This window comes from Gottfriedia sp. NPDC058432 (assembly GCF_042721555.1).
GTDB lineage: Bacteria > Bacillota > Bacilli > Bacillales > Bacillaceae_G > Gottfriedia.
This window is the reverse complement of the sequence record NZ_JBHXLC010000034.1, coordinates 30174-44651: the sequence shown is the minus strand read 5'-3', so window position 1 is coordinate 44651 and position 14478 is coordinate 30174. Positions and strand designations below refer to the sequence as shown.

Annotated in this window: 13 protein-coding genes and 1 pseudogene; 9 read left to right on the top strand and 5 right to left on the bottom strand. The window is 31.5% G+C overall.

Annotated features, from left to right (window positions below):
- The first annotated feature begins 38 nt into the window (after positions 1–38).
- The 4 genes from ACFWM3_RS22910 to ACFWM3_RS22895 all read left to right on the top strand — a co-directional run bounded on the left by ACFWM3_RS22910 (position 39) and on the right by ACFWM3_RS22895 (position 3846).
- Entirely contained in the window at positions 39–1013 is a 975-nt protein-coding gene (locus ACFWM3_RS22910) for an ABC transporter ATP-binding protein (RefSeq protein WP_390313026.1), read from the top strand.
- Positions 1010–1861, top strand: a complete 852-nt coding sequence (locus tag ACFWM3_RS22905; RefSeq protein WP_390313025.1) for an ABC transporter permease — start codon at positions 1010–1012, stop codon at positions 1859–1861. Before ACFWM3_RS22910 ends, ACFWM3_RS22905 begins: the two co-directional genes overlap by 4 nt.
- A complete protein-coding gene (locus tag ACFWM3_RS22900) occupies positions 1862–2668 on the top strand; it encodes an ABC transporter permease (RefSeq protein ID WP_056474046.1) in 807 nt (268 codons plus the stop codon). It begins immediately after the preceding gene.
- A gap of 131 nt (positions 2669–2799) precedes the next feature.
- Positions 2800–3846, top strand: a complete 1047-nt coding sequence (locus ACFWM3_RS22895; protein WP_390313024.1) for a polyamine ABC transporter substrate-binding protein — start codon at positions 2800–2802, stop codon at positions 3844–3846.
- Between the two features lie 41 nt (positions 3847–3887).
- Here ACFWM3_RS22895 and ACFWM3_RS22890 read toward each other — a convergent pair whose 3' ends face one another.
- Together ACFWM3_RS22890 and ACFWM3_RS22885 are read right to left on the bottom strand one after the other, a co-directional pair.
- Positions 3888–4313, bottom strand: coding sequence for a MarR family winged helix-turn-helix transcriptional regulator (locus ACFWM3_RS22890; RefSeq protein WP_056474052.1), 426 nt, complete (start codon positions 4311–4313; stop codon positions 3888–3890).
- A gap of 575 nt (positions 4314–4888) precedes the next feature.
- The gene (locus ACFWM3_RS22885) at positions 4889–5056 is read right to left on the bottom strand and encodes a hypothetical protein (RefSeq protein WP_390313023.1); all 168 of its coding nucleotides are present in this window, start codon (positions 5054–5056) and stop codon (positions 4889–4891) included.
- A 294-nt stretch (positions 5057–5350) separates the two neighbouring features.
- On the opposite strand from ACFWM3_RS22885, the pseudogene ACFWM3_RS22880 reads away from it, so the two are divergent.
- Positions 5351–5549 (top strand): annotated as a pseudogene (locus ACFWM3_RS22880) (histidinol dehydrogenase); the annotation flags it as partial.
- A 283-nt stretch (positions 5550–5832) separates the two neighbouring features.
- Here ACFWM3_RS22880 and ACFWM3_RS22875 read toward each other — a convergent pair.
- Positions 5833–6471 carry a YitT family protein gene (locus tag ACFWM3_RS22875; protein WP_056474059.1) on the bottom strand — a complete coding sequence of 213 codons (639 nt, stop codon included), beginning with the start codon at positions 6469–6471 and terminating at the stop codon, positions 5833–5835.
- A 605-nt stretch (positions 6472–7076) separates the two neighbouring features.
- Here ACFWM3_RS22875 and adhE point away from each other — a divergent pair.
- The 3 genes from adhE to ACFWM3_RS22860 all read left to right on the top strand — a co-directional run bounded on the left by adhE (position 7077) and on the right by ACFWM3_RS22860 (position 11386).
- Positions 7077–9680 carry a bifunctional acetaldehyde-CoA/alcohol dehydrogenase gene (gene adhE, locus ACFWM3_RS22870; protein WP_390313022.1) on the top strand — a complete coding sequence of 868 codons (2604 nt, stop codon included), beginning with the start codon at positions 7077–7079 and terminating at the stop codon, positions 9678–9680.
- A 97-nt stretch (positions 9681–9777) separates the two neighbouring features.
- Entirely contained in the window at positions 9778–10686 is a 909-nt protein-coding gene (locus tag ACFWM3_RS22865; protein WP_056474071.1) for an RluA family pseudouridine synthase, read from the top strand.
- A gap of 10 nt (positions 10687–10696) precedes the next feature.
- Positions 10697–11386: a copper homeostasis protein CutC gene (locus ACFWM3_RS22860; RefSeq protein WP_390313021.1), complete on the top strand. Its 690-nt coding sequence runs from the start codon at positions 10697–10699 to the stop codon at positions 11384–11386.
- Positions 11387–11487: 101 nt separating this feature from the next.
- Here ACFWM3_RS22860 and ACFWM3_RS22855 read toward each other — a convergent pair whose 3' ends face one another.
- A complete protein-coding gene (locus ACFWM3_RS22855) occupies positions 11488–12327 on the bottom strand; it encodes a CAP domain-containing protein (RefSeq protein ID WP_390313020.1) in 840 nt (279 codons plus the stop codon).
- Positions 12328–12673: 346 nt separating this feature from the next.
- Here ACFWM3_RS22855 and ACFWM3_RS22850 point away from each other — a divergent pair, with 346 nt between their 5' ends.
- Positions 12674–12982, top strand: a complete 309-nt coding sequence (locus tag ACFWM3_RS22850; protein ID WP_390313019.1) for a cyclic-phosphate processing receiver domain-containing protein — start codon at positions 12674–12676, stop codon at positions 12980–12982.
- 76 nt (positions 12983–13058) lie between these two features.
- On the opposite strand, the gene ACFWM3_RS22845 is transcribed toward ACFWM3_RS22850, so the two are convergent.
- The gene (locus tag ACFWM3_RS22845) at positions 13059–14156 is read right to left on the bottom strand and encodes an SDR family oxidoreductase (protein WP_390313018.1); all 1098 of its coding nucleotides are present in this window, start codon (positions 14154–14156) and stop codon (positions 13059–13061) included.
- Positions 14157–14478: the final 322 nt, after the last annotated feature.

Here is a 14478-nt window from a genome sequence, read left to right as displayed (position 1 = left end):
ACATAATAATAAAATATTAATATAGATGGGACGGGAAAATGAAAAATATAATTGAAATTGAACAAGTCGAGAAAAAATTTAGTGAAAATAATGTGATTTCTCCACTTTCATTAGAAATTTTTTCTGGAGAATTCTTAACAATTTTAGGACCAAGTGGTTGTGGGAAAACGACACTTTTAAGAATGATTGCTGGTTTTGAAGAACCTTCATCAGGTGTGATTAAACTAAATGGAGAAGCAATTAATAGTTTACCTCCATATAAAAGGGATATGAACTTAGTATTCCAACACTATGCATTGTTTCCTCATATGAATGTTGAAAGAAATATTCAATTTGGATTAAAAATGAAAGGTATTTCATTAGAAGAGCAAAAAGTCCGTGCTAACGAAGCGATGAGATTAACTCAATTAACTGAATTTAGAAATCGTAAACCTAGTCAGTTATCTGGTGGACAACAGCAAAGGGTTGCAATTGCTCGTGCAATAGTGAACAATCCAAAAGTCTTATTATTAGATGAACCATTAGGAGCACTTGATTTTAAGCTTCGTAAAGATTTACAAAGAGAACTAAAAAATCTTCAACGCGAATTAGGTATTACTTTTATCTATGTAACTCATGATCAAGAAGAAGCGATGAGTATGAGTGATCGAATTGTCGTTATGAATAATGGGGAAATCGAACAAATCGGGACACCGAAAGAAATTTATCAAGATCCAGCAAGCAAGTTTGTTGCTACATTTATTGGTGAAAATAATTTCTTTGATAAAGGTGTAAAAGAAATTGCTGTTAGACCAGAAAATATTAAAGTTTCTCATGCTACAAATGAAAAAAATACTTATTCAGGCGTAATAAGAGATGTAGAATTTGTTGGTACTTTAAATAAAATCTTTATTGATTTACATAAACACGAACAAACAATCATTGTCTACCAAATGCCAGACCAAACAAGTTTTAATAGAAATGATAAAGTTGAAATTAGTTGGAAGTCAGAAGATGAGGTGATTATGTATTGAGAAATGAAAAGTACATAATTGCACCTACGATTATCTGGTTAATAGTTTTTTTTCTAGTACCTTTATTATTAATTTTTGGTTTCGCATTTATGAAAAATGGAATGTATGGAGAAATAGAAAAAACATTTACACTAGAAAATATTGTAAAAGTTTTTGACCCACTTTATTTAAAAGTTTTATGGACAACTTTTTGGATTGCTTTAGTAACTACAATAATTACTCTATTGATTGGATATCCTTATGCATATACAGCTACAGTTGTAAATGAAAAATGGCAGAGGATTTTACTATTATTAATCACAATTCCTTTTTGGATAAATTTCTTAGTTAGATCTTATGCTTTAATTGTTATCCTTCGCTCAAAAGGGATTATTAACACATTATTAATCCAACTTGGGATTATAAAAGAACCTTTACAACTGCTTTATAATACGCCATCAGTCATAATGGGAATGGTCTATACATTATTACCATTTATGGTGTTACCGATCTTTGTTGCCATTGAACAATTGGATAACAGAAAATTGGATGCTGCTAACGATTTAGGAGCTACTCCATTTCAAACCTTTCTATATGTAACTCTTCCATTGACGATGAAGGGGATTTTTGCAGGCAGTATTTTAGTTTTTGTTGCTTCATTTGGTATGTTTGTCGTTTCTGATGTAATGGGTGGATCAAAAGTTGCTTTGATCGGAAATGTCATTCAAAATCAATTCTTAGCAGCAAGGAACTGGCCATTTGGTTCTGCACTTTCAATATTCTTAGTACTTACTTCAATCGGTTTAATAGGACTTTACTATTTAGCAACAAAAAATATTGGTGCTGATAAAAGTAGAGGTGAAAAATAAATGAAAAAACCTATACTTATTGGATTTTCAACAATTATCTTGATTTGCTTATATTTACCAATCTTGATTTTAATCCTATTTTCATTTAATAAATCAAAGATTAATGCACAGTGGTCTGGTTTTACGTTTGACTGGTACATAAATTTATTTCATAACCCGCAAGTCATTGATGCCTTTATGAATAGTCTATTTATTGCAATTGTAACTACAATCCTTTCAACAATTCTTGGTACTATTTGTGCACTAGCCTTACATAAGCATAAATATAAATTTTCAAATTTTATTAGTGGGCTAGTTTACTTACCAATTGTCGTTCCAGATATATTAATGGGACTCTCATTACTAATACTATTTACTAATTTCCATATTGAATTAGGTAGTATCACAATTATTATTGCCCATGTCACTTTTTGTATTTCATATGTAATTATTCTTTTAGCGGCTAGACTGTCAGGAATGTCAACTGATTTAGAAGATGCTGCAAGTGACCTAGGTGCTACACCATGGCAGACATTTAGATTTGTAACTTTACCAGCGCTAATGCCTGGAATTATCGCTTCAGCACTTTTATGTTTTACATTAAGTATTGATGATTTTGTCATAAGCTTTTTTGTTTCAGGACCGAGTTCAACTACATTGCCAATTTATATTTATGGAATGGTTAAAAAAGGTGTAACGCCTGAAATAAATGCAATTTCGACGATTTTAATTGTTACAATTATATTCTTAATGGTAATTTCAGAGGTTTATCGTACAAAAGGTATTAACAATCAAGAAGAATCAGAGAAAAAATCCTATATCGTTTAAAGTATAAGTGTTTTCTAGTGACCTTTTTAGGTCTAGTTCCACTAAAAAACGAGGTTTCTGGATTAGAAATCAACCAAGGCATACTGGATTTATGTGCGTGCCAAAATATAAGGAGGTAGTCAGTAGGCATTATGAGTATATTTAGAAAAACTGCTACAATAATGGTTTCTTTAGGCTTAGTAAGTTTGCTTTTATCTGCTTGTTCAGTTGGAAAAAAAGAATTAAATATTTATAGCTGGGCAGATAATTTTGACGAGAAAGTTTTAGAATCATTTGAAAAGAAATATGATGTTAAAATTAATTATCAAGTTTTTGCAAGTAATGAAGAGTTGTATGCAAAACTAAAAGCTGGTGGTTCAAATTATGATGTAATCCAGCCTTCAGATTATATGGTTAAACTAATGATTCATCAAAATATGTTGGCTAAATTAGATAAAAGTAAGATGCCAAATTTAAATAATATTTCACCACAATATACAAATCAAGAGTTTGATCCAAAGGGTGATTACTCAGTTGTTTATACTGGAGGATTAACAGGGATTGCTTATAATCCAAAATATGTAAAAGAAAATATAGATAGCTGGGATGATCTATGGAATCCAAAATACAAAGGTCATGTTACTTTACTTGATGACAATAGAGAAGTATTTGGAATGGGATTAATTAAAAATGGCTATTCAAATAGTTCAACAAATGAGGACGAATTGCTAAAAGCTTATAACAATTTAAAAACATTAACACCTAACTTATTAGCATTCGATACAGATACAGTAAAACAAAAGTTTATTACCGAAGATGCTTGGATTGGTCAAGTATGGTCCGGAGATGCTGCTTATATTCAAAAAGAGCTTAAAGATGTTAAATGGGTTGTACCAAAAGAAGGTTCTTCAAGATGGGCAGATACTTTGGCAATACCAAAAGATGCTAAACAAAAAGATCTAGCTGAAAAGTTTATAAACTATATATATGATCCAAAAGTAAGTGCACAAAATTATGAGGCGATTGGTTATGCTGATCCAAATAGTAAATCAGGGCCATATCATTCGGCGGAGTATAAACAAAATCCGTATATTAATGTAACAAAAGAACAAACTGATGCAACCAATTGGATTAAGGACGTTGGGGACCAAACAGAATTATATGATAAGTATTGGACAGAATTAAAAACTGGCAAATAATATTTCAATTTAAAAAGGTTATCTCTTAAGAGATAACCTTTTTAGTTTGAGATTAATTTGTTTAATAAAAATCGAAATTGGTCTCTTTCACTATGTGATAGGTTTTCGAATAAAGTTAGCCACAATTCTTGACGGAAATTGAAGTTTTCTTCAATCAAACGCTTTCCTTCATCTGTTAATTCGAGCCAAGTAACTCTTCGATCCCGGCTATCCCTTTTTCGAGAAATTAAATGATTATTAACCAATTTATTGACAGCGGTTGTAATAGAACCTGAAGATAATCCAATTTGTCTTCCAAGTTCAGAAGCAGTAATTTTTTGATTTTTATATATTAAATATAAGAGCAAATATTTTGGTGGAGTTAAGGAGTTTTTTACTTCTTCATCAGTTTTTTGCCAGTTTTTTCGAACTCGAATCATTAAACTTGTTAAATCATCTAGAAGAAGTTTGTCGTTTTCGGTTAACAAGGCAGAATCCACCGTTGCCAAAACTTATAAAAATCAATAAATATCTATTATTTTTATAGATTTTGTTTATTTCCCTGTTCTACGTGTCCGGTTTTGCCTAATTAGGCTACTTTCGTTTGATCTAACACTCCAAGGGCGTAAATTCGGATACAACGAATCCTACATATCAGTAATGACGTCTAGGTGTCAGATTACTAATTATATCGTGACAAGTTGATTGCTGCGTTTACATCTTGATCTATTTCTTGACCGCATTCACATTTGTAAAATTGGTCTGACATTTTAAATCATTTTTCAAATTCTACAACTTGAACACGTTTTGAAGAACCATTTATCATCTTCAATAAATTCAATGCCATATCAATTACATTTATTTTGAATTTGGCGTTTGAATTTAAAGAAATACTGCTACGCGAATGCTGTTGACAGTTACTTATTTTCACCATTCTCTTGATATTTATATTATCCATTTGCGATAAGGTTTGGTTTTCACGATCTCGCGCGAGGAATGATGAAGATGGTTTATTCTGATATTTGGAAACCTTCTATAGAATAGATGTATCTTTTTTTGATTTTTATAATGTTGCTTGTTTTGAAGTAACGGTTCCCTCCTTATTCATTTCATATTTACGAGAAACTTGACGCTGCAACCTACGTAGGCGTTTCTCTGCACTTCTGATTTCCATAACTGTGTGTCTTTTTTCTTTAGTTGGCTTTAAACTTACTCTCTTTGCAAGTTTCAAATTACTCACCTCATGTATATTTAAACACAAGGGATGATTCGCAATTAGAACAGATTGTGATATTTTTATAAATTTTAGTAAATTTACATTAACTGTTGTTAGCCTTCTATTTTAAGATTAAAGGATGTTAATCATTAGGAGTATTGCACGTATAGGTTACCAATTATCTAAATCATTTTCAAGAATGAAAGGAATTTAAGTAAGATTTTTAAATTTGTCAAGTTTTGGCTGTATAGTATCTATAGTGTTTTGTAAATAGTATGATAAAAGAGACATTGGTAGGGGTGAAGTTCAATGTTTAAGTATTTTAAGTTTAAAATAAATGATACTGTTCAATTTGTGAAGAACGATGGTCATTTCTATCGAGTGATCGGGTACAGGATCGAAAAAAGTATTTATTTAAATGATGAGTACAATAGCATTATTTACGAACTCTTACGAGAATTTGATGGTCTTCAAGTTGACGCTGAAGAAGAAGAATTAGTAAGCGTATCGAACTTTGATGAATTCTACGGTTCAATGTTTGAAAAACTAGGTACATTTACAATTAAGTTTGCTAAAAAGCAAGAAGAAGTAAAGAAAACAAGCATGGGTGAAGCTTCATCCGTGGACGAGCTATTAGATAAATACAATGATTATCGAAGACTGGCAATACTTTTTAAAGATTGCCTATACGATTTAGCTGCTGAAAATGTTCTAAATGAGCTCACAGATTTTTCTGAATCCAAAAAAGATTACATGCATTAATTTTTAAACTCAAAAAAAGATTACATGCATTAAGCATGTAATCTTTTTTCATTAGTTTTAATTGTAACAGATTTTTTTTGAAATTTACTTTCATAGACAAATTCAGTTACTTTCGCGCAGATTGCAACTGAAAGAATTGTATATCCTACTTGATTCCATGATAGATAAGTTAGTGAACAAAGAAGAATCACAGCGTCAAAAATAAAGTATACTTTACCGATCGATATTTTAGATTTTTTGCTCATTATAATTGTTATTAAATCATCTCCACCAGTTGCACCGCCACTTCTTAGAATTAAACCTAAACCAAGTCCAGCGAAAATTCCACCTAAAATAGCTGGTATCCAAAGATGATTTCCAAAGTTAAATGTAATATTGGATGTTTTTTCAATTATAGAATAAAAAGCAGAAAATGAGATGGCTCCGATCGTAGTATTGATTAATAACTTTCTACCTAAATACAATCCAGCGATCAGAATAATTGGAATATCGAGTAGCAAAGTTGTAATTGAAGGTGATATATTTAGTGCGTTTTTTACTAATAAAGCAATACCAATAAATCCACCTTCAGCTAAATTATTTTGATAATGAAAATGATAAAGTGTAGTGGCCAAAATAAATGAACCAATTAAAATCATTAAGGTCTCACCCAAACGATTGTTACTCATTGTTATTTCCTCTTTTCGTAGTTAGTAGTTAAAAAGTTCAGCTTTAAACTAACTACGTACATATAGAGCTCGTAGTTAGTTTTTTATCTTTCTAACTACACAGCTATATATCATTGAAGAAATAACATAATCGCCTGTCAACCATAGTTTCGCCTACCTTCAGTTTTATTTTAGAGTTCTTTTGGTTCTCTAAATAAAAACCGCTAAGTGTAGGATAAATCTTTACGTTGCCAAATGCTCCTTCGAGCAATCATGGTTACACGTCCTTTTTTCCAGTTTTGTTAGAAAAATCTAACAGGTGAAAAATAAGTCCTATAAGAACTTATTCTTAATTTTATCATATGCGAAAATATTTGAAAAAAGAAAAGAATTAACAAAAATCTACAAAATGTTTGAAGTAGGGAAGGAATAAGTAGTTTTGAAACATGTTTCGCTATAATAATGTGAAATATTTCACAAATTAGACATAGCATTTTCAATGAAAACGATATATAGTATATTTGTAAACGAAATTGTGAAGTATTTCACAAATAAAAATGATAAAAAAGACTTAATGAACCTTAAACTAGGATGATTAAAGTCCAACATCAGAGGAGGAGAGCCAAATGGCTGTTCAAGAGAAAACTGTAAATGAAATATCTATCGCTTCTGAAATGGTAAATGAGTTAGTTTTAAAAGGACAAAAAGCATTAAAGGAATTTGAAAGCTTTAATCAAGATCAAATCAATGAAATTGTACATTCGATGGTTCTAGCAGGTTTGGATCAACATATGCCACTTGCAAAAATGGCAGTTGAGGAAACTGGGCGTGGAGTCTATGAAGATAAAATTATTAAAAATATATTTGCTACAGAATATATATGGAATTCAATAAAAGATAATAAAACGGTTGGAATCATAAGTGAAGATCAACAAACAGGAATAACTGAAATAGCTGAACCTGTTGGGGTAATTGCAGGTGTAACGCCAACAACTAATCCGACATCAACGACATTATTCAAAGCAATCATAGCGATAAAAACGAGAAACCCAATTATATTTGCTTTCCACCCTTCGGCACAAAAATGTAGTAGGGAAGCGGCGAGAATCGTTCGTGATGCGGCGGTTAATGCTGGAGCACCTGAAAATTGCGTACAATGGATTGAAGTCCCATCTATTGAAGCAACTAAGTGTTTAATGAATCATGAAGGAGTAGCACTTGTTTTAGCAACAGGTGGTGCTGGAATGGTTAAATCGGCTTATAGTACAGGAAAACCTGCTTTAGGTGTTGGACCTGGTAATGTACCATGCTATATCGAGAAATCTGCTGAAATAAAATGTGCAGTAAATGATCTTATTCTTTCAAAAACATTTGATAATGGAATGATTTGTGCATCTGAACAAGCAGTTATTGTAGATAAAGAAGTTTATGACGATGTGAAATCTGAGTTAATAGCAAATAATTGTTATTTTGCTACAAAAGCAGATAAAAAGAAATTAGAAAAGCTTGTCATAAATGAAGCTACATGTGCTGTAAATGGTGACATTGTTGGTAAATCTGCATATGAAATAGCAACATTAGCTGGCGTAAATGTACCCGTAGATACAAAAATTCTGATCGTTGAATGTGATAGCGTGGGTGCGAATGAACCTTTAACAAGAGAAAAACTAAGTCCGGTTTTAGCTGCAATTAAAGTAAATGGTAAAGAAGAAGGATTTAAACGTTGTGAGGAAATGCTAGAGCTTGGAGGATTAGGACATTCGGCAGTTATTCATAGTAATAATGAAGAAATTCAAAAAGAGTTTGGACTAAGAATGAAAGCGTGTCGTGTAATTGCAAATGCTCCTTCAGCTCATGGTGGAATTGGGGATTTATATAACGCATTTATTCCTTCCTTAACATTAGGCTGTGGATCACACGGTAAAAACTCTGTATCGACTAACGTAACAACAGTTCATTTATTAAATATTAAAAAATTGGGAAGAAGAAATATGAATATGCAATGGGTCAAACTGCCACCAAAAATTTATTTTGAAAAATATTCAACTCAATATTTAGAAAAAATGCCAAAAATTAAAAAAGCATTTATTGTAACAGACGAAGCAATGGTTAAACTAGGTTATGTTGACGTGATTAAATATTATTTAGAAAAAAGACAAGAAAATGTTCAGATTGAAATTTTCTCAGATGTAGAACCAGATCCTTCAGATGTTACTGTTATGAAGGGTGCAGACAGAATGAAATCTTTTGAACCGGATACAATTATTGCTTTCGGTGGTGGATCTGCAATGGATGCAGCCAAGGGTATGTGGATGTTTTATGAATACCCAGAAACTACTCTGGATGGGCCTAAACAAAAATTCTTAGATATTCGAAAAAGAGCATATAAATACCCTAAATTGGGTCGTAAAGCTCAGTTTGTAGCGATTCCAACGACTTCAGGTACTGGTTCAGAGGTCACACCATTTGCTGTAATTACTGATAAAGCTAATAATATTAAATATCCATTAGCTGATTATGAATTAACACCAGATGTTGCAATTATTGACGCTCAATTCGTAACAACTGTTCCTAAAAGCATTACAGCAGATACAGGAATGGATGTATTAACACATGCAATTGAGGCTTATGTAAGTGTATTAGCAAATGATTATACAGATGGATTAGCATTACAAGCTATTAAATTAGTATTTAAATATCTGCCTAAAGCTTATGAAAATGGAAACGATTTTGAAGCACGTGAAAAAATGCATAATGCATCAGCAATCGCAGGTATGGCATTTGCAAATGCATTCTTAGGAATTAACCACAGCTTAGCGCATAAAATTGGAGCGGAATTCCATATCCCTCATGGCAGAGCAAATGCGATTTTAATGCCACATGTAATAAGATATAATGCAAAAAAACCAACTAAATTTACAGCTTTCCCTAAATATAAGCATTTCATTGCAGATGAACGATATGCTGAAATTGCTCGTTTCCTAGGCCTACCAGCCTCAACAACTGAGGAGGGTGTTGAAAGTTTAATTGCAGCAGTTATTAAGTTAGGTAAGGGATTAAATATAAATATGAGTATCGAAGCACAAGGGATTACTGAAAAAGAATTTTTAGAAAAAGTATCCTATTTAGCTGATCGTGCTTTTGAAGATCAATGTACTACTGCTAATCCAAAACTACCTCTAGTAAAAGAATTAGAAGAAGTTTATCTGAATGCATTCAAAGGATGTTAATGAATTAAAATAGATTGAAGAAGGAGCACCTAAACAGGTGCTTCTTTTTTTGCTAATTATTTTGATATAATAGTCATATTGAAAGTGGTGATTAAAAATGGAATTAAAGCAACAAAGTCCATGGTTCAAGGTGAAAATAGGAGATGAACATAAAAATCAAACAGTAGAATCGTATTTAAAAAATGTATGGCAGTTTCCTAAGAAATTGTTACATGAATTAAGGATGGCAAAAGGGTTTAAGATAAACGGAGAAGCTAAACCTTGGAATACGATACTTTTAAGTGGTGATCAAGTTGAAATGCTATTGTTCATAGAGGAAGATTATGGTGTAATTCCACAAGAACAATCGAATGAAATCTGTTACGAAGACGAACATTTATTAATTGCTAATAAACCGTTTGGAGTCGACACACATCCGAATGAAAAAGGACAGTTAAATACATTAGCAAATGGGGTAGCATTTCATTTTCAAAAAAATGGATTAAAAACAAAAGTACGCCATATACATCGCCTCGATAAAGACACTACTGGTGGAGTTGTATTTGCTAAACATGCATTAAGTAGTGCAATTCTAGATTCGATGTTAAATCAACGTAAAATAAAACGTACTTATACAGCTATAGTTGAAGGGAATGTGAAATCACCTAAAGGTACAATAAATGAAGCGATTGGAAGAGATCGACATCATCCTACAAGAAGAAGGGTTTCACCAAAAGGAGATCATGCAATTACGCATTATAAAAAAATAAGATACATATCAAACTTGAATGTAACGATTTTAGAATGTCAGTTAGATACTGGTCGTACGCATCAAATTCGAGTTCATTTAAGTTTTTTAGGTCATCCATTAATTGGAGATCTATTATATGGTGGGAAACAGAAATTATTGAAACGTCAAGGATTACACGCTAGTAATGTACAATTTACGCATCCTTTTACGAAAGAAAATGTTTCGATTCATATCCCATTCCCCTCAGACATAAAACAAATACTTAACGAAAAGTGAGATGAATGAAATGTTATTAGAAGTCATTGCCACAAACGTAAAAGATGCATTAGATGCAGAAAGGTTTGGGGCAAATCGAATCGAATTAGTTACCGGAATAAAAGAGGGTGGTTTGACACCAAGTTACGCGACAATAAAGCATGTTGTTCAAAGTGTTTCAATTCCAGTACATGTAATGATTCGCCCACATAGTCGTTCTTTTTTATATGATCAGTATGACCAAGAAGTAATCTTAAACGATATTGATGTTTGTAATGAGCTCGGAGCAGCTGGTATCGTTTTTGGTGCCTTGACTAAGGAGAATACAATTGATGAAGATCTTTTAAAAAAAGTAACAGCTCGAGTAAAAGGTATAAACTTTACGTTTCATAGAGCAATAGATGAATCAAATGATTTGCTAACAGCTATTAATACATTAAAACAATACCCTGAGATTACGCATGTGTTAACATCTGGTGGGGTTGCTAGTGCTATTGATGGAAAAGAAACAATAAAAAATATGATCGAACTTACAAATAAATCCAATATAAAAATTTTAGCTGGAAGCGGATTATCCATAGAAAATGTTTCAGACTTCATTGAATTTACGAATGTAGAAGAAATTCATTTTGGTTCAGGGATCCGAAAAAATAACTCTGCAATCGAAGAAATTGATTCTTCCTTAATGGAGAGTTTGCGTAGCAGATTAGTAAGAGGATAAATTAATTAATGTATGAATACATCAACATTTTTTTCACATAATAAAAAAGTAGTCCGCAAAAACGGACTACTTAAAATACAGCTTTATACAAATTTTATTTATTATTTACCGATAAATTGTTGAGTCCAAGCATTTGATCTTGAGTCATAACCAACACCGATTTGAGTTAAGTTAGGATTTAAGATATTTGCACGGTGACCAGCACTGTTCATCCAAGCAGTAACTACTTCTTCAGGTGTTTTTTGACCTTTAGCAATGTTTTCTGCTGCATAGCTATAAGTGATTCCGAATTGTTTCATCATATCAAATGGTGATCCATAAGTCGGTGAAGTGTGATCAAAGTAATTTTTGTCAGTCATATCTTGTGATTTTAAACGTGCTGTTTTAGATAATGTTGCATTAACAGTAAACGGTTTTAAACCAGCTTTTGTACGTTCAGCATTTGTTAATTCAACTACTTTTGATTCATAAGCTGATAATGATGCTGAATTTGATGTTGTATCTGATGGTGTTGATGTTGATGGTTTAGATGGTGTTGATGTTGACGGTGTTGTTGGTTTAGATGGTGTAGTTGGTACCGTCGGTTTTGTTGTTGGTGTTGCAGGTTTAGCCGGCGTTGTTGGTGCTGATGGTTGTGTAGTTCCTGAGTTAGCTGGCTTTGATGCTTGTCCTAATTGTTGCTTAATAGCATCTTGAAGTTTATTCATATCCATACCATTGCTATTTAATAATTTACTTAAATCGATTTTAATAGTACCATTTGAAGTTGTTGAGTTTGGTAGATTAAAATAATTATATAAAGAGTTTAAATTATTTAAGTTGATATGTTGTGTATATGATTTAGTTGTATCCTTAGTAATAGTTGCTGCATTTACGGCACCTACAGGAGCACCTACTAGTAGAGTAGCAGCCACAGTTGATAAAGTAACGATTTTTTTCATGTTCTTTCTCCTCCATTTGGTTGGTTATTGTCTCGCTGTACAAGTAATACTTTAGCATGAAAACGCATGACATAATTATGGGAAATAATGGGGAGCTAAATTTGAGGATTTTTTTGGTAGTACTGTTTTAATACAGAAACAAAAAAAAACGTTGTTACTACAACTATTTTACTAGAATAATATTAAATAAGTATCATATAATTTTGCTTAAAATTTCCATAAAAAAAACTTGAAGTTAAGAAAACGTCATATTTCCACGTTATAATACAGGAAGAAAAATCCAGTTTTGTTGTTATCCAGTTACGAATGTAATCATTCTGTAATGAACGTATTGAGGGTGAATAATTTGAAATTATTTATTGATGATACAAGGCAAGTTCCATACGGATTTATATTGGCTAAATCCGTTGAAGAAGCATTAACACAATGCAAACATCAACAATTCGAACTAATATCGCTAGATTATAATTTAGGCTTCAGAAAAGAAAATGGATTAGACTTTATTAAGAGGTTTATTAAAGAAGGTCATTATGTACCACACATAAATTTACATAGCGATGACTCATTTGGTGTTTTTAAAATGGAAAATGAAATTAAATCATTAATAATAGAAGAAAAGAAACAAAAGACTAAAATTACAAAGAAGAGTTATTAATGAAAGGACACTAATTATGATAGTGTCCTTTTCAATTTTCCTTCATATATATAGAAACAAAATTACAAAACCAACATTATTTAATTAACACATGCTTTTCTAATACAGTTTTATTCGCTTTATAATAGTTTGTAATAACAGGGAGTACTTCTTTAAAGTCTGGACATTTAATATTTGTATTTTGTAAATCGATTAACGTATTAGTACAATCATATTCAGATTTACAATTAAAATAAGATAAAACTTCTTTTTCAACTTTCAGTAATCGTCTAATGAATGGTATCGAAAGGAGGGGGCTAATAAATTTAATTGGAATAATTCCTACTGTAGTTTTGTTTAAATAATAGGAAAGAAAGTCTTTATAAACATCCTGTACAGGGTAAGGAGAGGGATCTGTAATTTGATAAGTTTTGTTAACTCCGATTTCTGCATGACTCAAATAGTAAACAGCATTAATTAAGTAATCGATGGGAATGAAATTGCAATAAGCATCGTTTTTACCAATTCGTGGTATAGGTAAATAGCGAAGTTTTGTGAAGAAATTTAAAATGAAATATGGTCCATCAAATTTACTTGTCTCACCAGTTTCTGAATGACCAACTACAATTCCAGGTCTTATAATGGTGATTGGAAGTTGGGTTTTTAGTTTCTCAACTTCTATTTCAGCATAATACTTCGTTTCTTCATAAAAGTTTTTAAATGTTTGTCCCATTTCTAACTCATGTTCATAAATTCTTCCTTCACGAGTTCCCGAGACATAGCTAGTACTAAAATAGGTGTAACGCTTCAAAGATTTCAATTTAAGCGCGACTTCATTTACGTTTATTGTTCCTTTCACATTTACTTCATATGCAATTTTTTTAGGAACAGCAAGGTCGTATATTGCAGCTAAATGAAATAAATCCGTTACATTATTAATAAGTACATTTAAGGTTTTTAAATTGAGTCCAAAATCTTTCTGTGTAATATCTCCACTTAGTAGTTCTAATTTTGAAAGTGTATAATCAGGATACTTTTGATCTAATGTAAGTAAAAATTCGCGGCATTGTTTTTCGGTATTAGGAAGGATGAGTAAATAAATCTTTTGAAAAGACAGTTCATTATCAAGAATTTTGTGAATTAAATGTTTTGAAATAAATCCGGGAAAACCAGTAATAAAATATGTTCTTTCCATTCTAACCCCCTACTATATGTAGATTGAATCTCTTTGTTTATTTTATTAAAGAAATATTCATTTAATGTAATATTCGATTGAATATAATAAAGGTATTTTCATCGTACTTTTTTCACTACTCATGAACCTTTTATGAGGGGGCAAGATTTGGGGATTAGTTTATTTAGTTACTTAAGGCTGCTTATGAACCTTTTATGAGTAAGTAAATTTCGATATTTAGGTTATTTGGTTCCTCATGAACCCTTTATGAGTAAGTAAATTTCGATATTTAGGTTATTTGGTTCCTCATGAAGCCCTTTATGAGTAAGTATAATTTATGATT